22 protein-coding genes and 1 tRNA gene are annotated in these 21,805 nt (G+C 62.4%); 19 read left to right on the top strand and 4 right to left on the bottom strand.

Annotation, left to right across the window (positions count from 1 at the left end):
- Positions 1-19: 19 nt before the first annotated feature.
- From ACODTZ_RS07730 to pncB, 10 genes are all read left to right on the top strand, one after another.
- Positions 20-634 carry a TetR/AcrR family transcriptional regulator gene (locus tag ACODTZ_RS07730; RefSeq protein ID WP_489024990.1) on the top strand — a complete coding sequence of 205 codons (615 nt, stop codon included), beginning with the start codon at positions 20-22 and terminating at the stop codon, positions 632-634.
- A gap of 114 nt (positions 635-748) precedes the next feature.
- Positions 749-2,587 (top strand): extracellular solute-binding protein, encoded by a 1,839-nt coding sequence (locus ACODTZ_RS07725; protein ID WP_489024989.1) that lies wholly within the window; start codon positions 749-751, stop codon positions 2,585-2,587.
- A 158-nt stretch (positions 2,588-2,745) separates the two neighbouring features.
- The gene (locus ACODTZ_RS07720) at positions 2,746-3,837 is read left to right on the top strand and encodes a microcin C ABC transporter permease YejB (protein ID WP_018899212.1); all 1,092 of its coding nucleotides are present in this window, start codon (positions 2,746-2,748) and stop codon (positions 3,835-3,837) included.
- Positions 3,837-4,985 (top strand): ABC transporter permease, encoded by a 1,149-nt coding sequence (locus ACODTZ_RS07715; RefSeq protein ID WP_112945172.1) that lies wholly within the window; start codon positions 3,837-3,839, stop codon positions 4,983-4,985. The genes ACODTZ_RS07720 and ACODTZ_RS07715 overlap by 1 nt, the downstream gene beginning before the upstream one ends.
- 70 nt (positions 4,986-5,055) lie before the next feature.
- Positions 5,056-5,349: a hypothetical protein gene (locus ACODTZ_RS07710; protein WP_477928750.1), complete on the top strand. Its 294-nt coding sequence runs from the start codon at positions 5,056-5,058 to the stop codon at positions 5,347-5,349.
- Positions 5,349-5,837, top strand: a complete 489-nt coding sequence (locus ACODTZ_RS07705; RefSeq protein WP_489024986.1) for a type II toxin-antitoxin system VapC family toxin — start codon at positions 5,349-5,351, stop codon at positions 5,835-5,837. Before ACODTZ_RS07710 ends, ACODTZ_RS07705 begins: the two co-directional genes overlap by 1 nt.
- On the top strand, positions 5,837-7,465 hold the full coding sequence (locus ACODTZ_RS07700) for an ABC transporter ATP-binding protein (protein ID WP_489024985.1): 1,629 nt from the start codon (positions 5,837-5,839) through the stop codon (positions 7,463-7,465). The genes ACODTZ_RS07705 and ACODTZ_RS07700 overlap by 1 nt, the downstream gene beginning before the upstream one ends.
- Before the next feature lie 21 nt (positions 7,466-7,486).
- Entirely contained in the window at positions 7,487-8,440 is a 954-nt protein-coding gene (locus ACODTZ_RS07695; RefSeq protein WP_489024984.1) for a 2-hydroxyacid dehydrogenase, read from the top strand.
- 57 nt (positions 8,441-8,497) lie between these two features.
- Positions 8,498-8,836 (top strand): hypothetical protein, encoded by a 339-nt coding sequence (locus ACODTZ_RS07690; protein ID WP_489024983.1) that lies wholly within the window; start codon positions 8,498-8,500, stop codon positions 8,834-8,836.
- 150 nt (positions 8,837-8,986) lie between these two features.
- On the top strand, positions 8,987-10,291 hold the full coding sequence (gene pncB / locus ACODTZ_RS07685) for a nicotinate phosphoribosyltransferase (RefSeq protein ID WP_047506704.1): 1,305 nt from the start codon (positions 8,987-8,989) through the stop codon (positions 10,289-10,291).
- A gap of 236 nt (positions 10,292-10,527) precedes the next feature.
- Here pncB and ACODTZ_RS07680 read toward each other — a convergent pair whose 3' ends face one another.
- Together ACODTZ_RS07680 and ACODTZ_RS07675 are read right to left on the bottom strand one after the other, a co-directional pair.
- Positions 10,528-11,247, bottom strand: a complete 720-nt coding sequence (locus tag ACODTZ_RS07680) for a L,D-transpeptidase (RefSeq protein ID WP_413393398.1) — start codon at positions 11,245-11,247, stop codon at positions 10,528-10,530.
- 236 nt (positions 11,248-11,483) lie between these two features.
- A tRNA-Ser gene (locus ACODTZ_RS07675) sits at positions 11,484-11,573 on the bottom strand.
- 227 nt (positions 11,574-11,800) lie between these two features.
- Here ACODTZ_RS07675 and ACODTZ_RS07670 point away from each other — a divergent pair.
- The 9 genes from ACODTZ_RS07670 to deoA all read left to right on the top strand — a co-directional run bounded on the left by ACODTZ_RS07670 (position 11,801) and on the right by deoA (position 20,438).
- A complete protein-coding gene (locus ACODTZ_RS07670) occupies positions 11,801-12,118 on the top strand; it encodes a hypothetical protein (protein ID WP_489024981.1) in 318 nt (105 codons plus the stop codon).
- 371 nt (positions 12,119-12,489) lie between these two features.
- Positions 12,490-13,482, top strand: a complete 993-nt coding sequence (locus ACODTZ_RS07665; RefSeq protein ID WP_413393395.1) for a BMP family lipoprotein — start codon at positions 12,490-12,492, stop codon at positions 13,480-13,482.
- A 71-nt stretch (positions 13,483-13,553) separates the two neighbouring features.
- The gene (locus tag ACODTZ_RS07660; RefSeq protein ID WP_489024980.1) at positions 13,554-15,065 is read left to right on the top strand and encodes an ABC transporter ATP-binding protein; all 1,512 of its coding nucleotides are present in this window, start codon (positions 13,554-13,556) and stop codon (positions 15,063-15,065) included.
- A gap of 7 nt (positions 15,066-15,072) precedes the next feature.
- Positions 15,073-16,176 (top strand): ABC transporter permease, encoded by a 1,104-nt coding sequence (locus ACODTZ_RS07655; protein ID WP_489024979.1) that lies wholly within the window; start codon positions 15,073-15,075, stop codon positions 16,174-16,176.
- Positions 16,177-16,187: 11 nt separating this feature from the next.
- Positions 16,188-17,159, top strand: coding sequence for an ABC transporter permease (locus ACODTZ_RS07650; protein ID WP_489024978.1), 972 nt, complete (start codon positions 16,188-16,190; stop codon positions 17,157-17,159).
- Positions 17,160-17,163: 4 nt separating this feature from the next.
- Positions 17,164-17,550 carry a cytidine deaminase gene (locus tag ACODTZ_RS07645; RefSeq protein ID WP_018899198.1) on the top strand — a complete coding sequence of 129 codons (387 nt, stop codon included), beginning with the start codon at positions 17,164-17,166 and terminating at the stop codon, positions 17,548-17,550.
- Positions 17,550-18,356, top strand: a complete 807-nt coding sequence (locus ACODTZ_RS07640; protein WP_489024976.1) for a purine-nucleoside phosphorylase — start codon at positions 17,550-17,552, stop codon at positions 18,354-18,356. Before ACODTZ_RS07645 ends, ACODTZ_RS07640 begins: the two co-directional genes overlap by 1 nt.
- The gene (gene deoC, locus ACODTZ_RS07635) at positions 18,353-19,129 is read left to right on the top strand and encodes a deoxyribose-phosphate aldolase (protein ID WP_489024975.1); all 777 of its coding nucleotides are present in this window, start codon (positions 18,353-18,355) and stop codon (positions 19,127-19,129) included. Before ACODTZ_RS07640 ends, deoC begins: the two co-directional genes overlap by 4 nt.
- Position 19,130: 1 nt before the next feature.
- Positions 19,131-20,438, top strand: a complete 1,308-nt coding sequence (gene deoA, locus ACODTZ_RS07630; RefSeq protein ID WP_489024974.1) for a thymidine phosphorylase — start codon at positions 19,131-19,133, stop codon at positions 20,436-20,438.
- Here deoA and ACODTZ_RS07625 read toward each other — a convergent pair whose 3' ends face one another.
- Positions 20,439-20,972, bottom strand: coding sequence for a TIGR02281 family clan AA aspartic protease (locus ACODTZ_RS07625; protein WP_112981716.1), 534 nt, complete (start codon positions 20,970-20,972; stop codon positions 20,439-20,441).
- A 161-nt stretch (positions 20,973-21,133) separates the two neighbouring features.
- Positions 21,134-21,763 (bottom strand): uracil phosphoribosyltransferase, encoded by a 630-nt coding sequence (upp, locus tag ACODTZ_RS07620; RefSeq protein WP_047506686.1) that lies wholly within the window; start codon positions 21,761-21,763, stop codon positions 21,134-21,136.
- Positions 21,764-21,805: the final 42 nt, after the last annotated feature.

Here is a 21,805-nt window from a genome sequence, read left to right as displayed (position 1 = left end):
CGCAATTGGAAATATGAGGATGCCCTCACAAAAATCAAGTGCCGATTCGATCGATCGCTCGCCGAAGCAGAAGCGCGGGCACGAGCGCGTTGCCATTCTGACCGAGGCGGCCGCCAAGATCTTTCTTGAGAAGGGCTATGAGGCCGCGACGATGACGGAGATCGCCGCAGAGGCGAAATCCTCGATCGGCTCGCTCTACCAGTTCTTTCCGACCAAGCCGGTGCTGGCCGAAGCGCTGCATATCGAGCGGATGCGGCAGCTGAACGCCGCGCTGGTCGAGCTGCAGAACGAGGTCGACGGCAAGCGGGCGTCCGAGATTGGCGACGCCATCTTCGCGCGGCTTGGCAGCTTTCTGGAAGATTACCGCGAATTTCCGGTGCTGGCGGCGCGGCGCGATATCCCCAAGGAGCGCAAGGTGAAATCGCGGGCGGAGCTGCGCGGCAACATCAAGGCGCTGCTGCAGAAAGCGAGCCCTTCTGTCAGCGACGATCTCGACCTTCTGTCGGCACTGGTGCTCGAACTGCTGAGGATCATCGTGACGGCGGCGCACGATCCCGATATCGGCGGCGATCCGCGCATGGTGGCGGAGTTGCGGGGGATGCTGCGCAAAAGGCTGGAGGAAGCGACGGCCTGAGCGGCAACTCTTGCGCTCACATTTGCGCGAAGCCGGACAAAAAAGGTTGCGTCACCTGTTTTTCGCCAGCATTTCGCCTATCCTCGAAAAAAGCGAAACAATTGGGGCTGGCGAATGGCGCGTGCGTGGTCGAGACTTGGTTTGGTGTTTTCTCTGTTGGGCGCTGCCGCCCTGCCCTTGCAGGCCGTCGCCCAGGAGCCGGTTTTCCGGATCGGAACCTCCACCATCGGCGAGCTGAAATACAAGCCGGGCTTCAAGCATTTCGACTACGTCAACCCGGATGCGCCGAAGGGCGGCAATCTGAGGCTTTCGGCATCCGGCACCTACGACACGTTCAACCCGCTGCTTTCCAAAGGGCAGGCCGCCGTCGGTCTGACGTTGCCGTTCGAGACGCTGATGAAATCGGCCGACGACGAGCTGCTCGCCTCCTACGGGTTGCTGGCGGAGGGTCTTTCCTATCCCGACGACGTGTCGAGCGCGACCTTCAGGCTGCGCGCCGAGGCCAAGTGGGCGGATGGCAAGCCTGTGACAGCAGAGGACGTTATCTTCAGCTTCGACAAGGTGAAGGAGCTGAACCCGCTCGCCTCCAACTACTACAAGCACGTGGTGAAGGCCGAGAAATCGGGCGAGCGCGACGTGACCTTCACCTTCGACGAAAAGAACAACAAGGAACTGCCCAATATCCTAGGCCAGCTCATAGTGGTGCCGAAACACTGGTGGGAGAGCACCGGGGCTGACGGCAAGCCACGCGATATCGCCAAGACCACGCTGGAACCTGTCATGGGCTCCGGCCCCTACAAGATCGCCGCCTTCACGGCCGGCGCCACGATCCGCTACGAGCTGCGCGACGACTATTGGGGCAAGGACCTCAACGTGAATGTCGGGCAGAACAATTTCGGCTCGATCAACTACACCTATTACGGCGACCGCGACGTGGAGTTCGAGGCGTTCCGTGCCGGCAACAGCGATTACTGGCAGGAGACGCTCGCGGCGCGCTGGGCGACGGGCTACGATTTCCCCGCAGTCAAGGAAGGCCGCGTGAAGAAGGAGGACGTGCCGAATGCGCTGCGCGCCACCGGCATCATGCAGGCCATGGTGCTGAACACCCGCCGCGACGCGTTCAAGGACGAGAAGGTGCGCGAGGCGCTGAACTACGCCTTCGACTTCGAGGAGCTGAACCGCACCGTCGCCTTCAACAGCTACAAGCGCATCGACAGTTATTTCTGGAACACCGAGCTCGCTTCCTCAGGCCTGCCTCAGGGGCGCGAACTGGAGATCTTGAACGGCCTCAAGGACAAGCTCTCGCCTTCGGTCTTCACCACGGCCTATTCCAACCCCGTCGGCGGCGACCCGCAGAAGAGCCGCGACAATCTGCGCACGGCGATCAAGCTGCTCAAGGAAGCGGGCTGGGAGATCAAGGGCAACCGCATGGTCAATAGCCAGACCGGCAAGCCGATGAGCTTCGAGATCCTGCTCTCCAGCCCCGTCTTCGAGCGCTGGGCCGTGCCCTACGCCAACAATCTCAAGAAGATCGGCATCGATGCGCGGGTGCGCACGGTTGACGCCTCGCAATATACCAACCGCGTCCGCAGCTTCGACTACGACGTGATCTGGAACGTGTGGGCCGAAACGATGAACCCCGGCAACGAGCAGGCCGACTACTGGGGCTCGGGCTCCGTCAACCAGCAGGGCTCGCGCAATTATTCCGGCATTTCCGACCCTGCGGTCGACGCGCTGATCCGCATGGTGATCTTTGCGCCCAATCGCGACGAGCAGGTGGCGTCGATCAAGGCGCTCGACCGCGTGCTGATGGCGGGCCACTATGTCGTGCCGCTGTTCTATCGCGACACGCAGTCGATCACCTATTGGAACACGATCACCCGGCCAGCCGAATACCCGACCTACGCGACCGGTTTCCCCGACGTCTGGTGGTCGTCTTCCGCCAAGAAATGAGCGGACTTGCATTGGCCTGACGGCTGGGCTCCAAATGGGCCCACCGAATCACTTCGGACCATGATCACCGCCGGTATTGACCGGCAGAGGAAGGCTTGACGATTGAGCGGCGATAGACTGGACAGCCTACGACAGAACTCCCCGGAGGCCGCTCGCTGATGGGAGCCTATATCCTTCGCCGCCTGCTTTTGATGATCCCGACCATTATCGGCATCATGGCGATTTCGTTCACCGTCATCCAGTTCGCGCCGGGCGGGCCTGTCGAGCAGGTGATCGCGCAGCTGACGGGTGACGCTCAAGGGGCGGACGCCCGCCTTTCGGGCGGCGGCGGCGACCTGATGGGATCGGGCATGGATGAAGGCGGCTCGAAATATCGCGGCGCGCAGGGGCTCGATCCGGAGCTGATCAAGAAGCTGGAAAAACAGTTCGGCTTCGACAAGCCGCCGCTGACGCGCTTCGGCGAGATGATGTGGAACTATATCCGCTTCGATTTCGGAGAGAGCTTCTTTCGCAACACGTCCGTTCTCGACCTGATCAAGGACAAGCTGCCGGTCTCAGCCTCGCTCGGCATCTGGATCATGATCTTCTCCTACGGCATCTCCATTCCGCTCGGCATCCGCAAGGCGGTGAAGGACGGCTCGACCTTCGACGTGTGGACCTCGGGCGTGATCATCATCGGCTATGCGGTTCCGAGCTTCCTGTTCGGTATCCTTTTGATCGTGCTTTTCGCCGGCGGGTCGTTCTACGACTGGTTCCCGCTGCGCGGCCTCGTCTCCGACAATTTCGACCAGCTTTCTTGGTGGCAGAAGCCGCTCGACTATTTCTGGCACCTGGCGCTGCCGCTGATCTCGCTGTCGCTGGCAGCGTTTGCCACGACGACGCTGCTCACCAAGAACTCCTTCATCGAGGAGATCAAGAAGCAGTATGTGGTGACGGCGCGCGCCAAGGGGCTGAACGAGCGCAAGGTGCTCTACGGCCACGTGTTCCGCAACGCCATGCTGATCATCATCGCCGGCTTTCCCGGCGCCTTCATCTCCGCCTTCTTCACCGGCTCGCTGCTGATCGAGAACATCTTCTCGCTCGATGGGCTGGGGCGGCTCGGCTATCTCTCGGTGGTCAACCGCGACTACCCGATCGTCTTCGCGACGCTTTATATCTTCTCGCTGCTCGGCCTGTTCGTCAGCCTGATCTCCGACCTGATCTACACCTGGATCGATCCGCGCATCGACTTCGAGCGGAGGGACGTGTGATGGACACCGCCGCAAAGCCCGCGACCGCCACGCCTGTCAAGCCGCCGCGCAAGGGGCTGCTGTCGCCCACCAACATCCGGCGCTGGAAGAACTTCAAGGCCAACCGGCGCGGCTACTGGTCGCTCTGGCTGTTTCTTCTCATCTTCGGGCTTAGCCTGTTTGCCGAATTCATCGCCAACGACCGGCCGATCATCGCCTCCTACAAGGGCGAGATCCTGTTTCCCGTTCTCGTCAATTATCCCGAGGAGAAGTTCGGCGGCTTCCTGGCCGAGACCGACTACCGCTCCGACGTGATCGCCGACGAGATTAAGGCCAATGGCTGGATGATCTGGCCGCCGATCCGCTATTCCTACCGCTCGGTGAACTCCAACATCCCGCACTCGGCACCGACCGCGCCCTTCTGGATGATGAGCGAGCAGGAGCGATGCTCAGGCTATCCGCAAGGGGTGAACGACCCCAACTGCACCTGGAGCAACCTCAACTGGCTGGGCACCGACGACCAGGCGCGCGACGTGCTCGCACGCGTGATCTACGGCTTCCGCATCTCGGTGCTGTTCGGGCTGGTGCTGACCATCTGCTCGGCCGTCGTCGGGGTCAGCGCGGGCGCGATCCAGGGCTATTTCGGCGGCTGGACCGACCTTCTGCTGCAGCGCTTCATCGAGATCTGGTCGTCGATGCCGGTGCTTTACATCCTGCTGATCATCGCCGCGATCCTGCCGCCGGGCTTCTTCGTGCTGCTCGGGATCATGCTGCTGTTTTCGTGGGTCGGCTTCGTGGGCGTGGTGCGCGCGGAATTTTTGCGGGCGCGCAATTTCGAATATGTCCGGGCGGCACGCGCGCTTGGCGTCGGCAACCGCACGATCATGTGGCGGCACCTTCTGCCGAACGCGATGGTGGCGACGCTGACCTTCCTGCCCTTCATCCTCTCCGGCTCGATCACGACGCTGACCTCGCTCGATTTCCTCGGCTTCGGCATGCCGCCCGGCTCGCCCTCGCTCGGCGAGATGATCGCCCAGGGCAAGGCCAACCTGCAGGCGCCGTGGCTGGGGCTGACGGCCTTCTTCGCGATGTCGATCATGCTGTCGCTCTTGATCTTCATCGGCGAGGCGGTGCGCGATGCGTTCGATCCGAGAAAGACCTTCGGATGAGGGCGGCCTCGTCATGGCAGGGGTTTGCGGGTAGAGTTGTTTTTTACGCAACCTTTGGAGCGTGGCCGTCATGAACAAGATTGTGCGTGATCATTATCCTGTCGCCAACCTTCCCGAGGATTTGAGGGAGGGATTCGCCGACGATGCAACGGTGCGCGTCGTGCTTGAGGTCGAGGATAAAGCCTCCTCCGAGCACGACGTCTACCCCGGTCTGCGCGATTTCCAGACTGAGCCCAAGAAGCCACTCACCGGTGCCGAACTTATCAAGCTGATCGAGGATTATCAGGCGCTTGGCCACCCCCCCGTCAGCGAGGAAGAAGCCGTCGCTCGCATACGCGAATTGCGTGACGAGTGGGACTACTGATGCCCGCGATAAAGAAGGTCTACATCGACACCAATATCTTTATCCTGGCGTTCGAAAATGCCGGCATGGCCACGCAATTGCTGAGAAAGCTTTTCGCGACCAAAAGCAAAAGGCCGCTCTTTGCTACAAGCGAACTGACCCTCTCGGAGCTGCTGGTCAGGCCCTTTCGGGACGCCAACAGCAGACTGGTCGATGCATATGATAAAACGATCGTCTCAAGTCCCTGGCTTGACGTCGTTCCAGTCGGAAAACCCGTTCTTCGGCATGCCGCACTATTGAGGGCGAACTACCCAAGCTTGAAGTTGCCCGATGCCATTCATGTTTCGACGGCCTTGGCAACGGAATGCACGCATATACTGACAAGCGACACCGGCTTGAAGCATGGCTACGAAATCAAGGGTGCAGACGCGGCACCAAAGCGTTCACCCCTCACCACTCTCCGCCCCGACGACGCCACCCTGACCTCCCTGATCGAGAGCCTGTCCTGATGTCCGAACCCTTGCTGTCCGTCCGCAATCTTTCCGTCGCCTTCCATCAGGGGGGCGCGACTTCAGTGGCTGTCGATGGCATTTCCTTCGACGTCAACAAGGGCGAGGTGGTGGCGCTGGTGGGAGAGTCCGGCTCGGGGAAATCGGTGTCGGCCAATTCGATCCTGCGGCTGCTTCCCTACCCCTCGGCCAGCCATCCCTCCGGCGAAATCCTGTTCAAGGGCAAGGATCTATTGAAAGCATCGGACAAGGTGCTGCGCGAGGTGCGCGGCAACGACATCACGATGATCTTCCAGGAGCCGATGACCTCGCTCAACCCGCTGCACAATATAGAGAAGCAGATCGCCGAGATTTTGGAGTTGCACCAGGGGATCAAGGGACAGGCGGCGCGCACGCGGGTTCTCGAACTGTTGAACCAAGTGGGCATCCGCGAGCCGGAGAAGCGGCTGAAGGCCTATCCGCACGAGCTCTCGGGCGGGCAGCGGCAGCGCGTGATGATCGCCATGGCGCTCGCCAACCGGCCGGAACTGCTGATAGCCGACGAGCCGACGACGGCGCTCGATGTTACCGTGCAGGCGCAGATCCTCGAACTCTTGCGGCAGCTGAAGGGCCAGCACGGCATGTCGATGCTGTTCATCACCCATGACCTCGGCATCGTGCGCAAGTTCGCCGACCGGGTCTGCGTGATGACTAAAGGCAAGATCGTCGAGACCGGAACGGTCGAGGAGGTCTTTACCAATCCGCAGCATCAATATACGCGCCATCTGCTCGCCTCAGAGCCGCGTGGCGAGCCGCCGCTTGCAGACAGCTCCAAGCCGATCGTCATGCAGGGATCGGACATCAAGGTCTGGTTCCCGATCAAGGCGGGTCTGATGCGCAAGGTGGTGGACCATGTGAAGGCGGTCGACGGCATCGATCTTTCGCTGCGCGCCGGGCAGACGCTGGGTGTGGTCGGCGAATCTGGATCGGGCAAGACGACGCTTGGGCTAGCGCTCACCCGGCTGATCTCGTCTGAGGGGCGGATCAGCTTTGTCGGCAAGGACATAGCCAGCTATTCATTCACCGAAATGCGGCCGCTGCGCAACCAGTTGCAGGTGGTGTTCCAGGACCCTTACGGCTCGCTCAGCCCGCGCATGTCTGTGGGCGACATCATCGCCGAGGGGCTGAAAGTGCATGAGGGTAGTCTTTCCTACGAGGAACGCGACCGGCGCGTCTGCTGGGCGCTGGAGGAAGTGGGGCTCGATCCCACCACCCGCTGGCGCTATCCGCACGAATTTTCCGGCGGCCAGCGGCAGCGTATCGCCATTGCCCGCGCCATGGTGCTGAAGCCGCGCTTCGTGATGCTCGACGAGCCGACATCGGCGCTCGACATGAGCGTTCAGGCGCAGGTGGTCGATCTCTTGCGCGACCTGCAGCAGAAACACGACCTCGCCTATCTCTTCATCAGCCATGATCTGAAGGTGGTTAAGGCGCTCGCCAACGAGGTGATCGTGATGCGCTTCGGCAAGGTGGTGGAACAGGGGGCATCGGCCGATATTTTCCGCGCGCCGAAGGACGATTACACAAAGGCGCTGATGGCGGCGGCCTTCAATATCGAGGCGCGACCGACGCCCGCGGTGCAACACTAACGACATCAGAGCCCAGACACCATGCCAGCCCCCATTCTCGTCGATCTCAAATTCAATCCCGATACCGTCGCGCGCATCCTGAAGACCGCCTTTCTCGATCGCGGCAGCATCAATGTCGCCGACCCCGAGACGAAGGGCCGGGATCTTTCCGACCTCGACTACGCGCTGCTGTGGAAGCCGGATACCGATCTGTTCGCGCGGGCGCCGAACCTGAAGGTCATCTTCTCGGGCGGTGCGGGCGTCGACAGCTTCATGAACCTGCCCGGCCTTCCCGACGTGCCGATCGTGCGCTTCGTCGACCACAGCCTGACGACGCGGATGAGCGAGTGGGTGGTGATGCAGTGCCTGATGCACCAGCGTGGGCAGGCGGAGCATGACCGATTGCAGCGCCGGCGCGAATGGGGCCACGACGTGGCGCCCGAGGCATCGGAACTTACCGTCGGCGTCATGGGTCTCGGCGTGCTCGGCCAGGATGCGGCGACCAAGCTGAAGATGATGGGCTTCAACGTCATCGGCTGGTCGCGCACGGCCAAACAAATCGATGGCATCGAGACTTTCGACGCAAGCGGGCTCGACGCCTTTCTTTCGAAGACCGACATCCTCGTAGGGCTGCTTCCACTGACGCCCGAGACGACCAAATTCTACAATGCCGCACTGTTTTCCAAGCTCCGCCAGGGTGGCGCGCTTGGAAAGCCGGTGTTCATCAATGCCGGGCGCGGCAAGAGCCAGGTCGAGGCCGATATCGTCTCGGCGATCGAAACCGGCGTGCTTGGCGGCGCTTCGCTCGATGTCTTCGAGGTCGAGCCGCTTCCTTCGGAAAGCCCGCTCTGGGACCTGCCAAACGTCTTCATCACGCCGCATGATGCGGCAAGTTCGGAGGAGAATGCGCTGTTTCGCCATGTGGAGCGGCAGATCGCCCGCTTCGAGCAAGGCCAGCCGCTGCAATATGTGGTGGACCGCAACCGCGGTTACTGAGGCGGGAACCATCGCTGGCGGTGGCCGTTTCTTTCCCTGATGTTTTAGGGGCGGCCGATGCCGCCCGGTTTGGAAGGGGCAGGCATGGTCGAACGGATCGAAAGACCGTGGAGTGAAGGCGGCAACCACGAAGAGACGGGTAGAGACGCGATGGCCGGGCGGACCAAGCGAAAGTCACCGACCAGCCTGCGCATCTTACGCATGTTGATCGCGGCGCTGCTTCTGGCGTTCGCCGTCTGGATTCCGGTCGAAATCTGGAGCCGCTATAACCTGCCGCAGCCGGACGAACCCACGCATGCGGAGCCCGCTCCGGCGCAGGGCGGTGGCGGACAGTCCGGCACTGAGGCACCGACGCCCGCCGGGCGGGCAAACGCGCCGCAGACAAACGCACAGTAGGCGGACCGGCGCTTGGCCCTGCTTTCGAGGAAATGGCGGGGTCTTATTTGTTCTGGACATTGCCGGCCGAGTTTTCGATAAGAAAGCGCACAGGCCGGTTGTCGTGCGCCTCTTTCGGCGCCTGCACCCGGATTGGATAGGGTGGAATCGATGGCGAAGACAGATATTGCACGGCGCGTTTACAACCACGCTTGGAAACTCGACCCCATCGTCCGCAGCCTGATCGACACGGACTTCTACAAGCTGTTGATGCTGCAGATGATCTGGAAGCTCTATCCCGACGTCAACGCCACCTTCACCGTCATCAACCGCACCAAGCGGGTGCTGCTTGCCGAGGAGATCGACGAGGGGGAGCTGCGCGCGCAGCTCGACCATGCGCGCACGCTTAGGCTCTCCAAGAAAGAGATGATCTGGCTGGCGGGTAACAGTTTCTATGGCCGCGCGCAGATCTTCGAGCCCGAGTTCCTGGCCTGGCTGTCGCATTTCCAGCTGCCGGAATACGAGCTGTCGAAGCGCGACGGGCAGTACAGGCTCGATTTCCACGGGTCGTGGAAAGAGACGACGATGTGGGAAATTCCGGCACTCGCGATCATCAACGAGCTGCGCTCGCGCTCAGCGCTACGCGCGCTCGGGCCGTTTACGCTCGACGTGCTCTATGCCCGCGCCAAGGCGCGCATGTGGGAGAAGGTCGAGCGGCTGCGCGAACTGCCGGGCCTGCGCATCTCCGATTTCGGGACGCGGCGGCGCCACAGCTTCCTGTGGCAGCGCTGGTGCGTCGAAGCCTTGAAGGAAGGCATCGGCGCCGGCTTTACCGGCACCAGCAACGTGCTGCTCGCCATGGATAACGATCTCGAAGCGGTGGGAACCAACGCGCATGAGCTGCCGATGGTGGCGGCCGCGCTTGCCGAGACCGACGAGCAACTGCATAACGCGCCTTACAAGGTGCTGCGCGACTGGAACAAGCTTTACGGCGGCAACCTTCTGATCGTGCTGCCCGATGCCTTCGGCACCGCCGCCTTCCTGCGCGACGCGCCGGAATGGGTGGCGGACTGGACGGGTTTCCGCCCCGACAGCGCACCCCCGATCGAAGGCGGCGAGAAGATCATCGAATGGTGGAAGAAGATGGGCCGCGATCCCCGGCAGAAGATGCTGATCTTCTCCGACGGCATGGATGTCGACGCGATCATCGACACCTACAAGCATTTCGAAGGCCGCGTGCGCATGAGCTTCGGCTGGGGCACCAACCTCACCAACGACTTCGCCGGCTGCGCGCCGACCGAGATCTCCGGCCTCAACCCGATCTCGATCGTCTGCAAGGTGAGCGACGCCAACGGCCGCCCGGCCGTCAAGCTCTCCGACAACCCGCAGAAGGCAACGGGCGAGCCTGAGGAAGTGCAGCGCTATCTGAAGTTCTTCGGTACCGAGGATCTGGTCGATCAGGCCGTTCTGGTCTGAGACGCGGTACACGACGGTGATCGGTGCTTTGGGGATGAGGGAACGGCCACGTGATCTCGTGACAGCGACGTGACGTCAATCTGCCGCCCGACCCCGTTCTTAAGTTAACGGCAGTCGCGTTCCGACGCTGCGTTTACAGCATATTGGCGGATACGCAAGGCGGCAGGCCGTGCTTGCCTGGTGATCCCGATCATTCGAGCCGACCGGGCGCTCGCTCTCGGGCGCCCGTAGTCAGCTTACTTGACGACGAGGATCGCCTTGCCGCGGACCCTGTCGTAGAGGTCGATGATGTCCTGATTGAACATGCGCACGCAGCCGGACGAGGCGTTCTTGCCGATCGAGCGCCATTCCGGCGAGCCATGGATGCGATAGAGCGTGTCTTGGCCATCTTGGAAGATATAGAGCGCGCGGGCGCCGAGCGGATTGCTGAGCCCCGGCGGCATACCCTCTTTCCACTCGCTGAGCTTCGGATTGCGGCCGATCATCGACGGCGTCGGCGTCCAGGTCGGCCATTTGCGCTTCCACTGGATCACCGCCCGCCCCTTCCAGGCGCGGCCCTGCGCGCCCAGGCTGACGCCATAGCGGACCGCCCGGTCGTTCTTCAGGATGAAATAGAGGAACTTGGTCTCGGTATCGACGACGATCGAGCCCGGCGGCTCGTCGCTATGATAATCGACCTCCTGGCGCAGATAGCGCGGATCGACCTCGGCGTAGCTGATGGCCGGCAGACGATAGCTGCTGTCGTCGAGATCGGCGTAGATCAGCGGATAATCCGGCTTGTCGACCGGGCGCTCCGGCTGCGACACGGCGGCCTCGGCGGCGGGTGCCGGTGCCCCGACGGCCGGCGGCTTGGGCATGGCGACGTCGACCGGCTGGGAGGGAAGCTGCGTGCAGGCCGCAAGCAGCGAAACGCCGGCCGCCGCGACAAGCGACCGAAGAATGGAGAGGCTATGCAATTTCAGGGTATCCAATGCGAGAGGTAAGCTGTGATCCCTCTCCCTGGCCGGGCATCGGTGACCAAATTGTGTTCGCGGAGGGAAATACAGAGGGCCCCCGGAGCTTCCGCGCGGGGCTGTTGGCGGAATGCAACAGGATGGCGAAGTGCTGGGCGTAGGGCGCAAGCAGCCAGCTTTGACTAGCGGATCACACGTCGATGGGGAGACAGAGATAGCAGCATCGATTTCCGAGGAAATGGCGGACAAGGTGGGATTCGAACCCACGGTACGCTTTCACGTACACACGCGTTCCAGGCGTGCGCCTTAAACCACTCGGCCACCTGTCCTGCTGCTTGATTTGGCACCCTTCAGCGCAAATCGTTGGAACGGCGCGATATATACCGAGGAATTTTCAGGGATCAACCTAAATCTAACAGTTTTTTGACTTCTTCCAGCAAAAGTGCCGGAATGCGGTCCATTGCGGTTCCAGCGGCAGGGCACTAGTGTCTTGATGTCTTGGAGAATGGGCGCAACTGGCCGGGTCAAATCCGGCGGATCGGTGGCGGAGAGTGTAATGCGTTTCCTTTTGCGTTTGGCGAGCCTGATCGCGCTGGCGGTTGCGGTGATTGCCGGAACGATCGACAGCATCCAGTCCGTGGCGGCATCTTCCGTCGTCATCACGCCGATGGGCGACGCCTGGCAGGACATGAGCGCGTCCTCCTTCGAGGCGCTGCAATCGACCATCGCCTACTATATCCACCCCCGCTTCTACACGATCGGCTTTCAGTGGCTGATGATGCAGCCGGCTTTTGCGGTGTTCCTTGTGCTTTCGCTCATCCTGTGGATGGCGGGGTACAAGAAGCCACCGGTGGCAGGCCGCTTCACGGCTTAGGCGAGACGCCTGTCTCAAGCATCATTTGCCCGTATTTCTGCTACCTGACGTGGCGGCGATCGCCCTTGGGTGGTCAGTCGCATGCAGAACGGAGCTTGACGCCCACGCAGGCTCGGGCGCAGCGAGGTGTCTCAAATGGCTAGAAAAATCGCACTTTAGCGGTGCTTTTGCGTAAAAAGCGATTGCGCTGGCCGGTTTTTACGCAAAGTCGGCGATTTTTTACCAGCCGAAAAATTTCTCGTGAATTTTCATTGGAGCCATGCAAGGATGCGGCAAGCCAGGCCTCCGGGGGGAGGTCGGTGTTCCGCAGACATGCCTGAAAACGGGCTTGCGGGAGGACCCCTAACAAATAGCAACAACAGGGCTGCACAATGAAAAAATCCCTTCTGACCGTCCTTGCCGTGGCTGCCATGTCCACGACGGCGCTCGCTGCCGACGTCAAGCCGGCACTGGTCTACGGCACCGGCGGAAAGTTCGACAAGTCCTTCAACGAAGCCGCCTACAATGGCGCCGAGAAGTTCAAGAAGGAAACCGGTATCGCCTACCGCGACTTCGAGCCGACCGGCGACACCCAGGGCGAACAGGCCATCCGCAACTTCGCCAGCCGCGGCTTCAACCCGGTTGTTGCCGTCTCCTTCGCCTGGACCTCGGCGATCGAGAAGGTTGCCGCCGAATTCCCGGACACCAAGTTCATCATCGTTGACGCCGTTGTCGACAAGCCGAACGTCCGCTCGGTCGTCTACAAGGAAGAAGAAGGTTCGTACCTCGTCGGCGTTCTCGCCGGCATGGCATCCAAGACCGGCAAGGTCGGCTTCGTCGGCGGCATGGACATTCCGCTGATCCGCAAGTTCGAGTGCGGCTACGAGCAGGGCGCACGCGCTGCCAACGCCAAGATGGAAGTGTTCCAGAACATGACCGGCACGACGGGTGCTGCATGGAATGACCCGGTTCGCGGCGGTGAGCTCACCAAAAACCAGATCGACCAGGGCGCCGACGTAATTTACGCGGCAGCCGGTGCAACCGGTCTCGGCGTTCTGCAGACCGCCGCCGACAACAAGAAGTTCTCGATCGGCGTCGATTCGAACCAGAACCACCTGCATCCGGGCTCGGTGCTAACCTCGATGGTCAAGCGCGTCGACCTCGCCGTCTACAACGCCTACACCGACACCAAGGGCGACAAGTTCACCGCCGGCGTGCAGTCGCTCGGCGTCAAGGAAGACGGCGTTGCTGCTGCCATCGACGACAACAACAAGGCGCTGATCACGCCTGAAATGCTGGCGGCCGTCGAAAAGGCCAAGGCAGACATCATCGCGGGCACCGTCAAGGTTCACGATTACACCTCGGACAACGCCTGCCCGAAGTGATCCGCGCCTGAAATTGGGCGTATGGCGGAATTGATTTTCGCCATACGCCCTTTTCGTATCTGGAGCCTGCTGTGACTGACACGCCCGCTATCGAACTTGTGGGCATCGACAAGAAATTCGGTGCCGTCCACGCCAACAAAGACATCAACCTCACTGTCGCCAAGGGATCCATCCACGGCATCATCGGGGAAAACGGAGCCGGAAAATCGACGCTGATGTCGATCATCTACGGCTTCTACCACGCCGACCAGGGCGAGATCCGGGTCAACGGCCAGGCCGTGACGATCAAGGACAGCCAGACGGCGATCGCAACCGGTATCGGCATGGTGCACCAGCACTTCATGCTGGTCGACAATTTCACGGTGCTCGAGAACATCATGCTCGGCGCCGAAGGCGGAGCGCTGCTCGCGAGAGGCGTGGCGTCTGCCCGCGCCGAGCTGAAGCGGCTGGAAAAGGAATACGGCCTCGAGGTCAACCCGGATGCGCTGATCGAGCAGCTCCCCGTCGGCCTGCAGCAGCGCGTCGAAATCCTCAAAGCCATGTATCGCGGCGCCGAGATCCTGATCCTCGACGAGCCCACGGGCGTTCTGACGCCGGCTGAAGCCGACCACCTGTTCCGCATCCTCAAAGTGCTGCGCGACCAGGGCAAGACGGTCATTCTCATCACCCACAAGCTGCGCGAGATCATGGCGATCACCGATACGGTGTCGGTCATGCGCCGCGGCGAGATGGTGGCGACCCGCAAGACGGCGGAGACGACGGTCGAGGAACTGGCCGAGCTGATGGTCGGCCGCCGCGTGCTGCTTCGCGTGCAGAAGGGCGAGGCCAATCCCGGCAAGGTCATCCTGTCGGTGCGCAATCTGACGGTGACGGACGACCGTGGCGTCGTCATGGTCGACAACGTGTCGTTCGACGTGCGGGCCGGCGAGATCGTTGGCGTGGCGGGGGTGGCCGGCAACGGGCAGTCGGAGCTTCTCGAAGCGATCGCGGGTATCCGCAAGCCGCATTCGGGCGAGATCCTGCTCGACGGGCAGCCGATCGACAAAGCAGATCCGGCGCGGCTGCGCGAGCTCGGCCTCGCGCACATCCCCGAGGACCGCCATCATATGGGCCTCGTGCTGAAGTTCGAGGAATACGAAAATTCGGTGCTCGGCTATCACCGCAAACCTGAATACAGCAAGGGCCCGCTGCTCGATCTCGAAGCGATCCGCAAGGACGCGATGGAGAAGATCGAGAAATACGACATCCGGCCGCCGAACCCACGGCTGAAGACCGCCAATTTCTCCGGCGGCAACCAGCAGAAGATCGTCGTTGCCCGCGAAATCGAACGCGACCCGACGGCGCTGATCATCGGCCAGCCGACGCGCGGCGTCGATATCGGCGCCATCGAATTCATTCACCGCCGGATCATCGAGATGCGCGACGCGGGCAAGGCGATCCTGCTCGTCTCCGTCGAGCTCGACGAAATCCGCGCCCTTTCAGACCGTATCCTTGTCATGTTCGCCGGCCATGTCGTCGGCGAGAAGACGCCCGATGCCGGTGAACAGACCCTCGGCCTGATGATGGCCGGCATTGCCGCGTGAGGCCTTGATGAGCACTGCTTCCACTCCCCTACCCCGCTGGATCAACTACGGCCTCATCCCGATCCTGAACCTTCTCACCGCCTTCCTGATATCAGGCTTCGTCGTCTGGCTGATCGGCGAAAGCCCGATCGGCGCGCTGCAGCTTCTGATCGAAGGCGCGCTCGGGAGCGGTGAAGGCATCGGCTTTACGCTGTACTACGCCACCAGCTTCATCTTCACCGGCCTTTCGGTGGCGGTCGCCATCCATGCCGGGCTGTTCAACATCGGCTCCGAGGGACAGGCCTATCTCGGCGGTCTCGGCTGCGCGCTGGTGGCGCTGGCGCTCGACAAGTTCGTGCCGTGGTATGTGACCATGCCCGTGGCCATTATCGGCGCCGGCCTGTTCGGCGCGGCCTGGGCCTTCATTCCGGCCTGGCTGCAGGCCAAGCGCGGCAGCCATATCGTTATCACCACGATCATGTTCAACTATATCGGCGCGGCGCTGATGGTGTACCTCCTGGTGCACGTGCTGATCGTGCCGGGCAAGATGGCGCCTGAGACCCGCACCTTCCTCGAAGGCGGCCAGCTGCCGAAGCTCGGCTGGATCATGGACATGTTCGGCGCCAAGCTTGGTGCTGCTCCGTTCAACGTCTCCTTCATCATCGCGCTGGTGGCGGCTTATTTCGTCTGGCTTTTGATCTGGCGCACCAAGCTCGGCTTCGAGATGCGCACGCTCGGCGTCAGCCCGAGTGCGGCCGCTTACGCCGGCATTCCCTATGCGCGTATCGTCATCATCGCCATGCTGCTTTCGGGCGCGCTGGCGGGGATGATGGCGCTCAACCCCGTCATGGGCTCGTCGGCCCGCCTGCAGGTCGAGTTCGTCGGCGGCGCCGGCTTCGTCGGCATCGCGGTGTCGCTGATGGGCCGCAATCATCCCGTCGGCATCGTGCTCTCAGCCATCCTGTTCGGCATCCTCTACCAGGGCGGCGACTGGATCTCGTTCGAGATGCCCAACATCACCCGCGAGATGATCCTCGTGATCCAGGGTCTGGTGATCCTGTTTGCCGGCGCGCTTGAATACATGTACCGGCCGGCGATGGTGCGTCTCTATCAACAGTTCAAGCGGGCGTAAGGAGCGCGACGATGGAATATTACGACATCTTCATCAGCGTTCTGAGCTCCACCATCCGCCTGTCGATCCCGCTGATCTTCACCGCGCTGGCTGGCCTTTTCTCCGAACGTGCCGGCGTCTTCGACATCGGGCTCGAGGGCAAGATGCTGGGCTCGGCGTTCGCCGCCGCCTGCGTCGCCTATCTCACCGATTCCGCCTGGGCGGGGCTTTGCGCCGGCATCGTCTGCTCGGTGGCGCTGAGCTTCGTGCACGGCTTCGCCTCGATCACCAACCGCGGCAACCAGATCATCTCCGGCGTCGCGATCAACTTCTTCGTGGCTGGTATCACCATCGTGCTAGGCCAGGCCTGGTTCGGCCAGGGCGGGCGCACGCCGCAGCTGGCCGGCGACGCGCGCTTTACGCCGATCACGCTTCCGGGGGCTGATGCGGTGCGCGAGGTGCCTGTTATCGGGCCGCTCTATGCCAACGTCATCTCCGGCAACAACGTGCTCACCTACCTCGCCTTCCTGGCGGTGCCGCTCTCCTGGTGGATCCTATACCGCACGCGCTTCGGTCTTCGTCTGCGCGCTGTCGGTGAAAATCCTGGTGCGGTCGACACCGCCGGCATCTCGGTCAGCTGGCTGCGCTACCGCGCGGTCATCTGCGCCGGCATTCTCTGCGGTTTCTCCGGCACCTATCTGGCGATCGCGCAGTCGGCCGCCTTCATCAAGGACATGTCGGCCGGCAAGGGATATATCGCGCTCGCCGCGCTCGTTTTCGCCAAGTGGAAGCCGGTGCCCGTCATGTTCGCCTGCCTGCTGTTCGGCTTCCTCGATGCGCTTGGCAATTTCATGCAGGGCAAACCGATCCCCGGTATCGGCGAGGTGCCAGTGCAGATCTTCCAGGCCCTGCCCTATATCCTCACCTGCGTGCTGCTCGCAGGCTTCATCGGCAAAGCCATCCCGCCGAAGGCCGGCGGCACCCCCTATGTCAAGGAGCGCTAAGACCATGTCCCACGACCTCTTCGAAGCCGCCCGCGGCGCCATGGCATTCGCCCACGCGCCCTACTCCAAGTTCCCCGTAGGGGCTGCGATCCGCGCCGAGGACGGCAAGGTCTATACCGGCGCCAATATCGAGAACCTCTCGTTTCCCCAGGGCTGGTGCGCGGAGCCGACGGCGATCAGCGCCATGATCATGGGCGGGGCGAAGAAGATCGTCGAGATGGCCGTGATCGCCGAGAAGCTGCCGCTCTGCCCGCCCTGCGGCGGCTGCCGGCAGAAGATCTCGGAATTCGCCTCGAAGGATACGAAGATTTATCTTTGCGACGAAGCCGGCGTGCAGAAGACCATGACCATGGACGAACTGCTTCCCTTCAGCTTCGAGACCGAACTCTGATGCAGGCGGCGCTCGACCTGCTGAAGGCGCGCCTTGGCGGGCTTTCGCCGCGTTACGGCGTGATCCTCGGCTCCGGGCTCGGCTCGCTGGTGGCGGAGCTGAAGGATGCGGTTCGTATCCCCTATCAGGATGTGCCGGGCTTTCCCGTCAGCGCGGTTTCCGGCCATGCCGGCGAGGTTGTGGCCGGCACGCTTGGCGGCGTGCCTGTGATCATGCTGTCGGGACGCGTGCACTTCTACGAGAAGGGTGACGCCAACGCCATGCGGCGGCCGATCGAGGTGTTGAAGGCGCTCGGCGTAGAAGCGCTGATCCTGACGAATTCGGCGGGATCGCTGCGCGAGGATCTGGCGCCGGGATCGGTGATGCAGATCACCGACCACATCAACTATTCCGGCATCAACCCGCTGATCGGCGAGGAGAGCGACCGTCGCTTCGTGGGCATGACGAATGCCTATGATACCGGGCTTGCTGACGCGATGCGGCGGGCGGCGGAGACGACGGGGACAGCACTTTCTGAGGGCGTCTACATGTGGTTCTCGGGCCCGAGCTTCGAGACGCCGGCGGAGATCCGCATGGCCCGTATTCTCGGCGCCGATGCGGTGGGCATGTCGACCGTGCCCGAAGTCATCATCGCCCGAATGCTCGACATGAGGGTTGCGGCTGCTTCCGTTATCACCAACTATGGGGCCGGAATGACCGGTTCGGAACTGAGCCACGACGAAACCAAGGAGATGGCGCCCATCGGCGGTGCCCGTCTTGCCGCCATCCTGAAAGAGATGATCGCGGCTGGAGGAAATGACGCATGAGCAATCACTCGCTGAAGGAAACGGCGGCCGTGGCGCTGTCGTTGCTTGATCTCACCAATCTTAAGGACGACTGCACGGAAGCGCAGATCGAGGCCCTGTGCGCACGCGCGCAGACGCCCTACGGCAATAGCGCCGCGATCTGCATCTGGCCGCGCTTCGTGGCGCATGCGCGCTCGATCCTCGGCAGCGGCCATCCCGTGAAGATCGCTACCGTCGTCAACTTCCCCTCGGGCGACATGGAGGTCGCCGACGTGGCGGCTGAGACGCGCGAGGCAATCGCCGACGGCGCCGACGAGATCGATGTCGTCATTCCCTATCGCAAATTCATCGCCGGCAGCGGCCGCGCCGTGACCGACATGGTGGCCGCCGTGCGCGCCGAATGCGGTGACGCGGTGCTGTTGAAGGTAATCCTCGAAACCGGCGAGATCAAGGATGCGGCGATGATCCGCCGCGCCTCGGAACTGGCGATCGAGGCGGGCGCCGACTTCATCAAGACCTCGACCGGCAAGGTGTCCGTCAACGCGACGCTAGAGGCCGCCGACATCATGCTGCGCGCCATTCGCCAGAGCGGTCGCAAGGTCGGCTTCAAGCCGGCGGGCGGCATTGCCTCGGTGGCGGATGCAGCGCTCTATCTGAGCCTTGCCGAAACGATCATGGCGCCCGACTGGCCGATGCCCTCGACCTTCCGCTTCGGCGCTTCGGGCGTGCTCGACGATATCCTTGCGGTGCTTTCGGGCGCGCAATCGGCACCGGCGACCGCCGCGAGCTACTAAGATGATCCCGCAGGAGATCATTCGTCGCAAGCGCGACGGCGCGGTGCTGTCCGATGAGGATATCCAGGCGTTCATCGCGGCCCTTGCGGCGGGCAAGCTCTCCGAAGGGCAGATCGGCGCCTTTGCCATGGCCGTTTGGTTTAAGGGGATGCGTCGCGAGGAGACCGTTTCGCTGACCATGGCGATGGCGCGCTCCGGCGACATGCTCGACTGGAGCGATCTGGACCGGCCGATCGCCGACAAGCATTCTACCGGCGGCGTCGGCGACAATGTCTCGCTGATGCTGGCGCCGATCGCCGCGGCCTGTGGGTTGGCTGTGCCGATGATCTCGGGGCGCGGGCTCGGCCACACCGGCGGGACGCTCGACAAGCTGGAATCCATACCAGGCTATACGGTTACACCCGACGCCGCGCTGTTTCGCAAGGTGGTGCGCGAAGCGGGCTGCGCCATCATCGGCCAGACGGCCGCGCTGGCGCCGGCAGACGGCAAGCTCTACGCGGTGCGCGATGTGACGGCGACGGTGGATTCCATTCCGCTGATCACCGCCTCGATCCTGTCGAAGAAACTGGCCGCCGGGCTGCAGACGCTGGTGCTCGACGTGAAGGTCGGAAACGGCGCCTTCATGGCCTCGTCCGGGGAGGCCGAGCAGCTGGCGCGGTCGTTGGTCGAGGTCGCGAATGGCGCCGGGCTGAAGACATCGGCGGTCATCACCGACATGAATCAACCGTTGGCGGATGCCGTGGGCAATGCGCTGGAGATTCGCAACGCGATCGCGTTCCTGGCGGGCGAGAAGAGCGGCACGAGGCTGGAACAGGTGGTTCTCGCCTTCGCGGCCGAGATGCTCGTCCAGTCAGGCGTCGCATCCTCGAGGGAGGATGGCGAGGCGCGGGCGGCCGAGGCGCTGTCATCAGGCAAGGCGGCGGAGATATTCGGGCGCATGGCGCACATGCTGGGCGGCCCGTCGGACCTCCTGGAGAAGCCTGACAGCTATCTGCCTACTGCCCCAGCCATCCGGCCTGTCTTGGCCACGCAAAGCGGTTGGCTTTCTGCCTGCAACAGCAGGGATATCGGCATGAGCCTGATCGATCTCGGCGGCGGGCGGCGACACCCCGATGACCGGATCGACCACCGGGTGGGGTTCAGCGATATCCTGCCGCTCGGCACGCGCGTCGAGCGCGGCGAGCCGATCGCCTTCGTGCATGCGGCGAACGATGATGCGGCGGAAATAGCGGCTGCGGCGCTTCAGGCGAACTACACGATCGGCGACAGCGCGCCCGCGCTGCCACCGGTCATTTCATCGCGCTTCTGACTACTGCTTCATGCTGAGCGAGCCGTCGGCCACCGCGTAGGAGGCGAGCTTCTTCAGGAAGCTCATACCAACAAGCGTCGAGGACAGGGCCTCGTCCTTGAGGACGAAAGCCTCGACGTCGCGCACCCGGATACCGCCGATCTCGACGCGGTCGAGCATGATGTGCGCGGCCTTGGTCTGGCCGTTGGCGGTGTTGACCGAATAGCGGAAATCGAGCTGGTTGGCGGTGTAGCCAAGGCGGCGGGCCATGGTCTCGTTGAGCGCGACATAGGTGGCGCCGGTGTCGATCAGGCCGGAGACCGACTTGCCATTGATGCGGAAATCGCCGGTATAGTGGCCCTGTTGATCGGCCTGCAGGCGCATGCTGGTGCCATTGCCCGAGATTGCGGTCGTGGGGGCGGGATCGACCGCGCCGGAGACGAAATTGGCGGAGATCGGGCCTTCCGGCCGTGCGGGCGTGCTTCCGATGAAGGAAGGAACCTGTGTGGCAAGCACCGCTGCGATGCTTGCGAATATGACTGTACGCAAGAGCATGGAAACAGAAATCCTTCCTGTATAAACCGTGCATCATGCGCGGCCGTATCTTTAGCAGCTAAGCCACAATTGCTGAAAAGTTGCTAACGGCGGAAGGAGATAAGGCCTGGAAACATAGTCCAGGCCCCATGTAACATTTCAAATGGTAAACGGCTCGTTAATTACTTCGTGCCGTACATGCGGTCGCCGGCATCGCCGAGACCGGGCATGATGTAGCCCTTCTCGTTGAGATGGCTGTCGATCGAGGCCGTGTAGATCTTCACGTCGGGATGGGCTTCCTGGAAGTTCTTGATGCCCTCGGGGGCGGCAAGCAGGCAGAGGAAGCGGATGTTGGTCGCGCCGCGCTCCTTCAGCTTGTGGATGGCGGCGATCGAGGAATTGCCGGTCGCCAGCATCGGATCGACCACGATCATCAGGCGTTCGTCCAGCGCTTCGGGCGCCTTGAAGTAATATTCCACCGGCTGCAGCGTATCGTGATCGCGGTACATGCCGATATGCGAGACGCGGGCGGAGGGCACCAGCTCCAGCATGCCTTCGAGCAGGCCATTGCCGGCGCGCAGGATCGACACGAAGACCAGCTTCTTGCCTTCGAGGATCGGCGATTCCATCGTCTGCATCGGCGTTTCGATGGTTGCCATCGTCAGCTCGAGATCGCGCGTCACCTCGTAACACAGCAGCGTGGAGATTTCGCGCAACAGGCGGCGGAAGCTGCCCGTCGACGTTTCCTTGCGCCGCATGATGGTGAGTTTGTGCTGCACGAGCGGATGATCGATGACCGTTACGCCGTTCATGGCCGAGCCCTTTCTTTAGCTGTTCTTATAGCATGTTTCTTC

This window comes from Rhizobium sp. FG113 (assembly GCF_057809895.1).
This window is presented reverse-complemented; position numbering and strand designations above follow the sequence as displayed.

Bases quoted from the DNA above. Each gene is read 5' to 3' on its own strand.
- ACODTZ_RS07730 (WP_489024990.1), top strand. From the start codon at position 20: ATGCCCTCACAAAAATCAAGTGCCGATTCGATCGATCGCTCGCCGAAG.
- ACODTZ_RS07725 (WP_489024989.1), top strand. From the start codon at position 749: ATGGCGCGTGCGTGGTCGAGACTTGGTTTGGTGTTTTCTCTGTTGGGC.
- ACODTZ_RS07720 (WP_018899212.1), top strand. From the start codon at position 2,746: ATGGGAGCCTATATCCTTCGCCGCCTGCTTTTGATGATCCCGACCATT.
- ACODTZ_RS07715 (WP_112945172.1), top strand. From the start codon at position 3,837: ATGGACACCGCCGCAAAGCCCGCGACCGCCACGCCTGTCAAGCCGCCG.
- ACODTZ_RS07710 (WP_477928750.1), top strand. From the start codon at position 5,056: ATGAACAAGATTGTGCGTGATCATTATCCTGTCGCCAACCTTCCCGAG.
- ACODTZ_RS07705 (WP_489024986.1), top strand. From the start codon at position 5,349: ATGCCCGCGATAAAGAAGGTCTACATCGACACCAATATCTTTATCCTG.
- ACODTZ_RS07700 (WP_489024985.1), top strand. From the start codon at position 5,837: ATGTCCGAACCCTTGCTGTCCGTCCGCAATCTTTCCGTCGCCTTCCAT.
- ACODTZ_RS07695 (WP_489024984.1), top strand. From the start codon at position 7,487: ATGCCAGCCCCCATTCTCGTCGATCTCAAATTCAATCCCGATACCGTC.
- ACODTZ_RS07690 (WP_489024983.1), top strand. From the start codon at position 8,498: ATGCCGCCCGGTTTGGAAGGGGCAGGCATGGTCGAACGGATCGAAAGA.
- pncB (WP_047506704.1), top strand. From the start codon at position 8,987: ATGGCGAAGACAGATATTGCACGGCGCGTTTACAACCACGCTTGGAAA.
- ACODTZ_RS07670 (WP_489024981.1), top strand. From the start codon at position 11,801: ATGCGTTTCCTTTTGCGTTTGGCGAGCCTGATCGCGCTGGCGGTTGCG.
- ACODTZ_RS07665 (WP_413393395.1), top strand. From the start codon at position 12,490: ATGAAAAAATCCCTTCTGACCGTCCTTGCCGTGGCTGCCATGTCCACG.
- ACODTZ_RS07655 (WP_489024979.1), top strand. From the start codon at position 15,073: ATGAGCACTGCTTCCACTCCCCTACCCCGCTGGATCAACTACGGCCTC.
- ACODTZ_RS07650 (WP_489024978.1), top strand. From the start codon at position 16,188: ATGGAATATTACGACATCTTCATCAGCGTTCTGAGCTCCACCATCCGC.
- ACODTZ_RS07645 (WP_018899198.1), top strand. From the start codon at position 17,164: ATGTCCCACGACCTCTTCGAAGCCGCCCGCGGCGCCATGGCATTCGCC.
- ACODTZ_RS07640 (WP_489024976.1), top strand. From the start codon at position 17,550: ATGCAGGCGGCGCTCGACCTGCTGAAGGCGCGCCTTGGCGGGCTTTCG.
- deoC (WP_489024975.1), top strand. From the start codon at position 18,353: ATGAGCAATCACTCGCTGAAGGAAACGGCGGCCGTGGCGCTGTCGTTG.
- deoA (WP_489024974.1), top strand. From the start codon at position 19,131: ATGATCCCGCAGGAGATCATTCGTCGCAAGCGCGACGGCGCGGTGCTG.
- ACODTZ_RS07625 (WP_112981716.1), bottom strand. From the start codon at position 20,972: ATGCTCTTGCGTACAGTCATATTCGCAAGCATCGCAGCGGTGCTTGCC.
- upp (WP_047506686.1), bottom strand. From the start codon at position 21,763: ATGAACGGCGTAACGGTCATCGATCATCCGCTCGTGCAGCACAAACTC.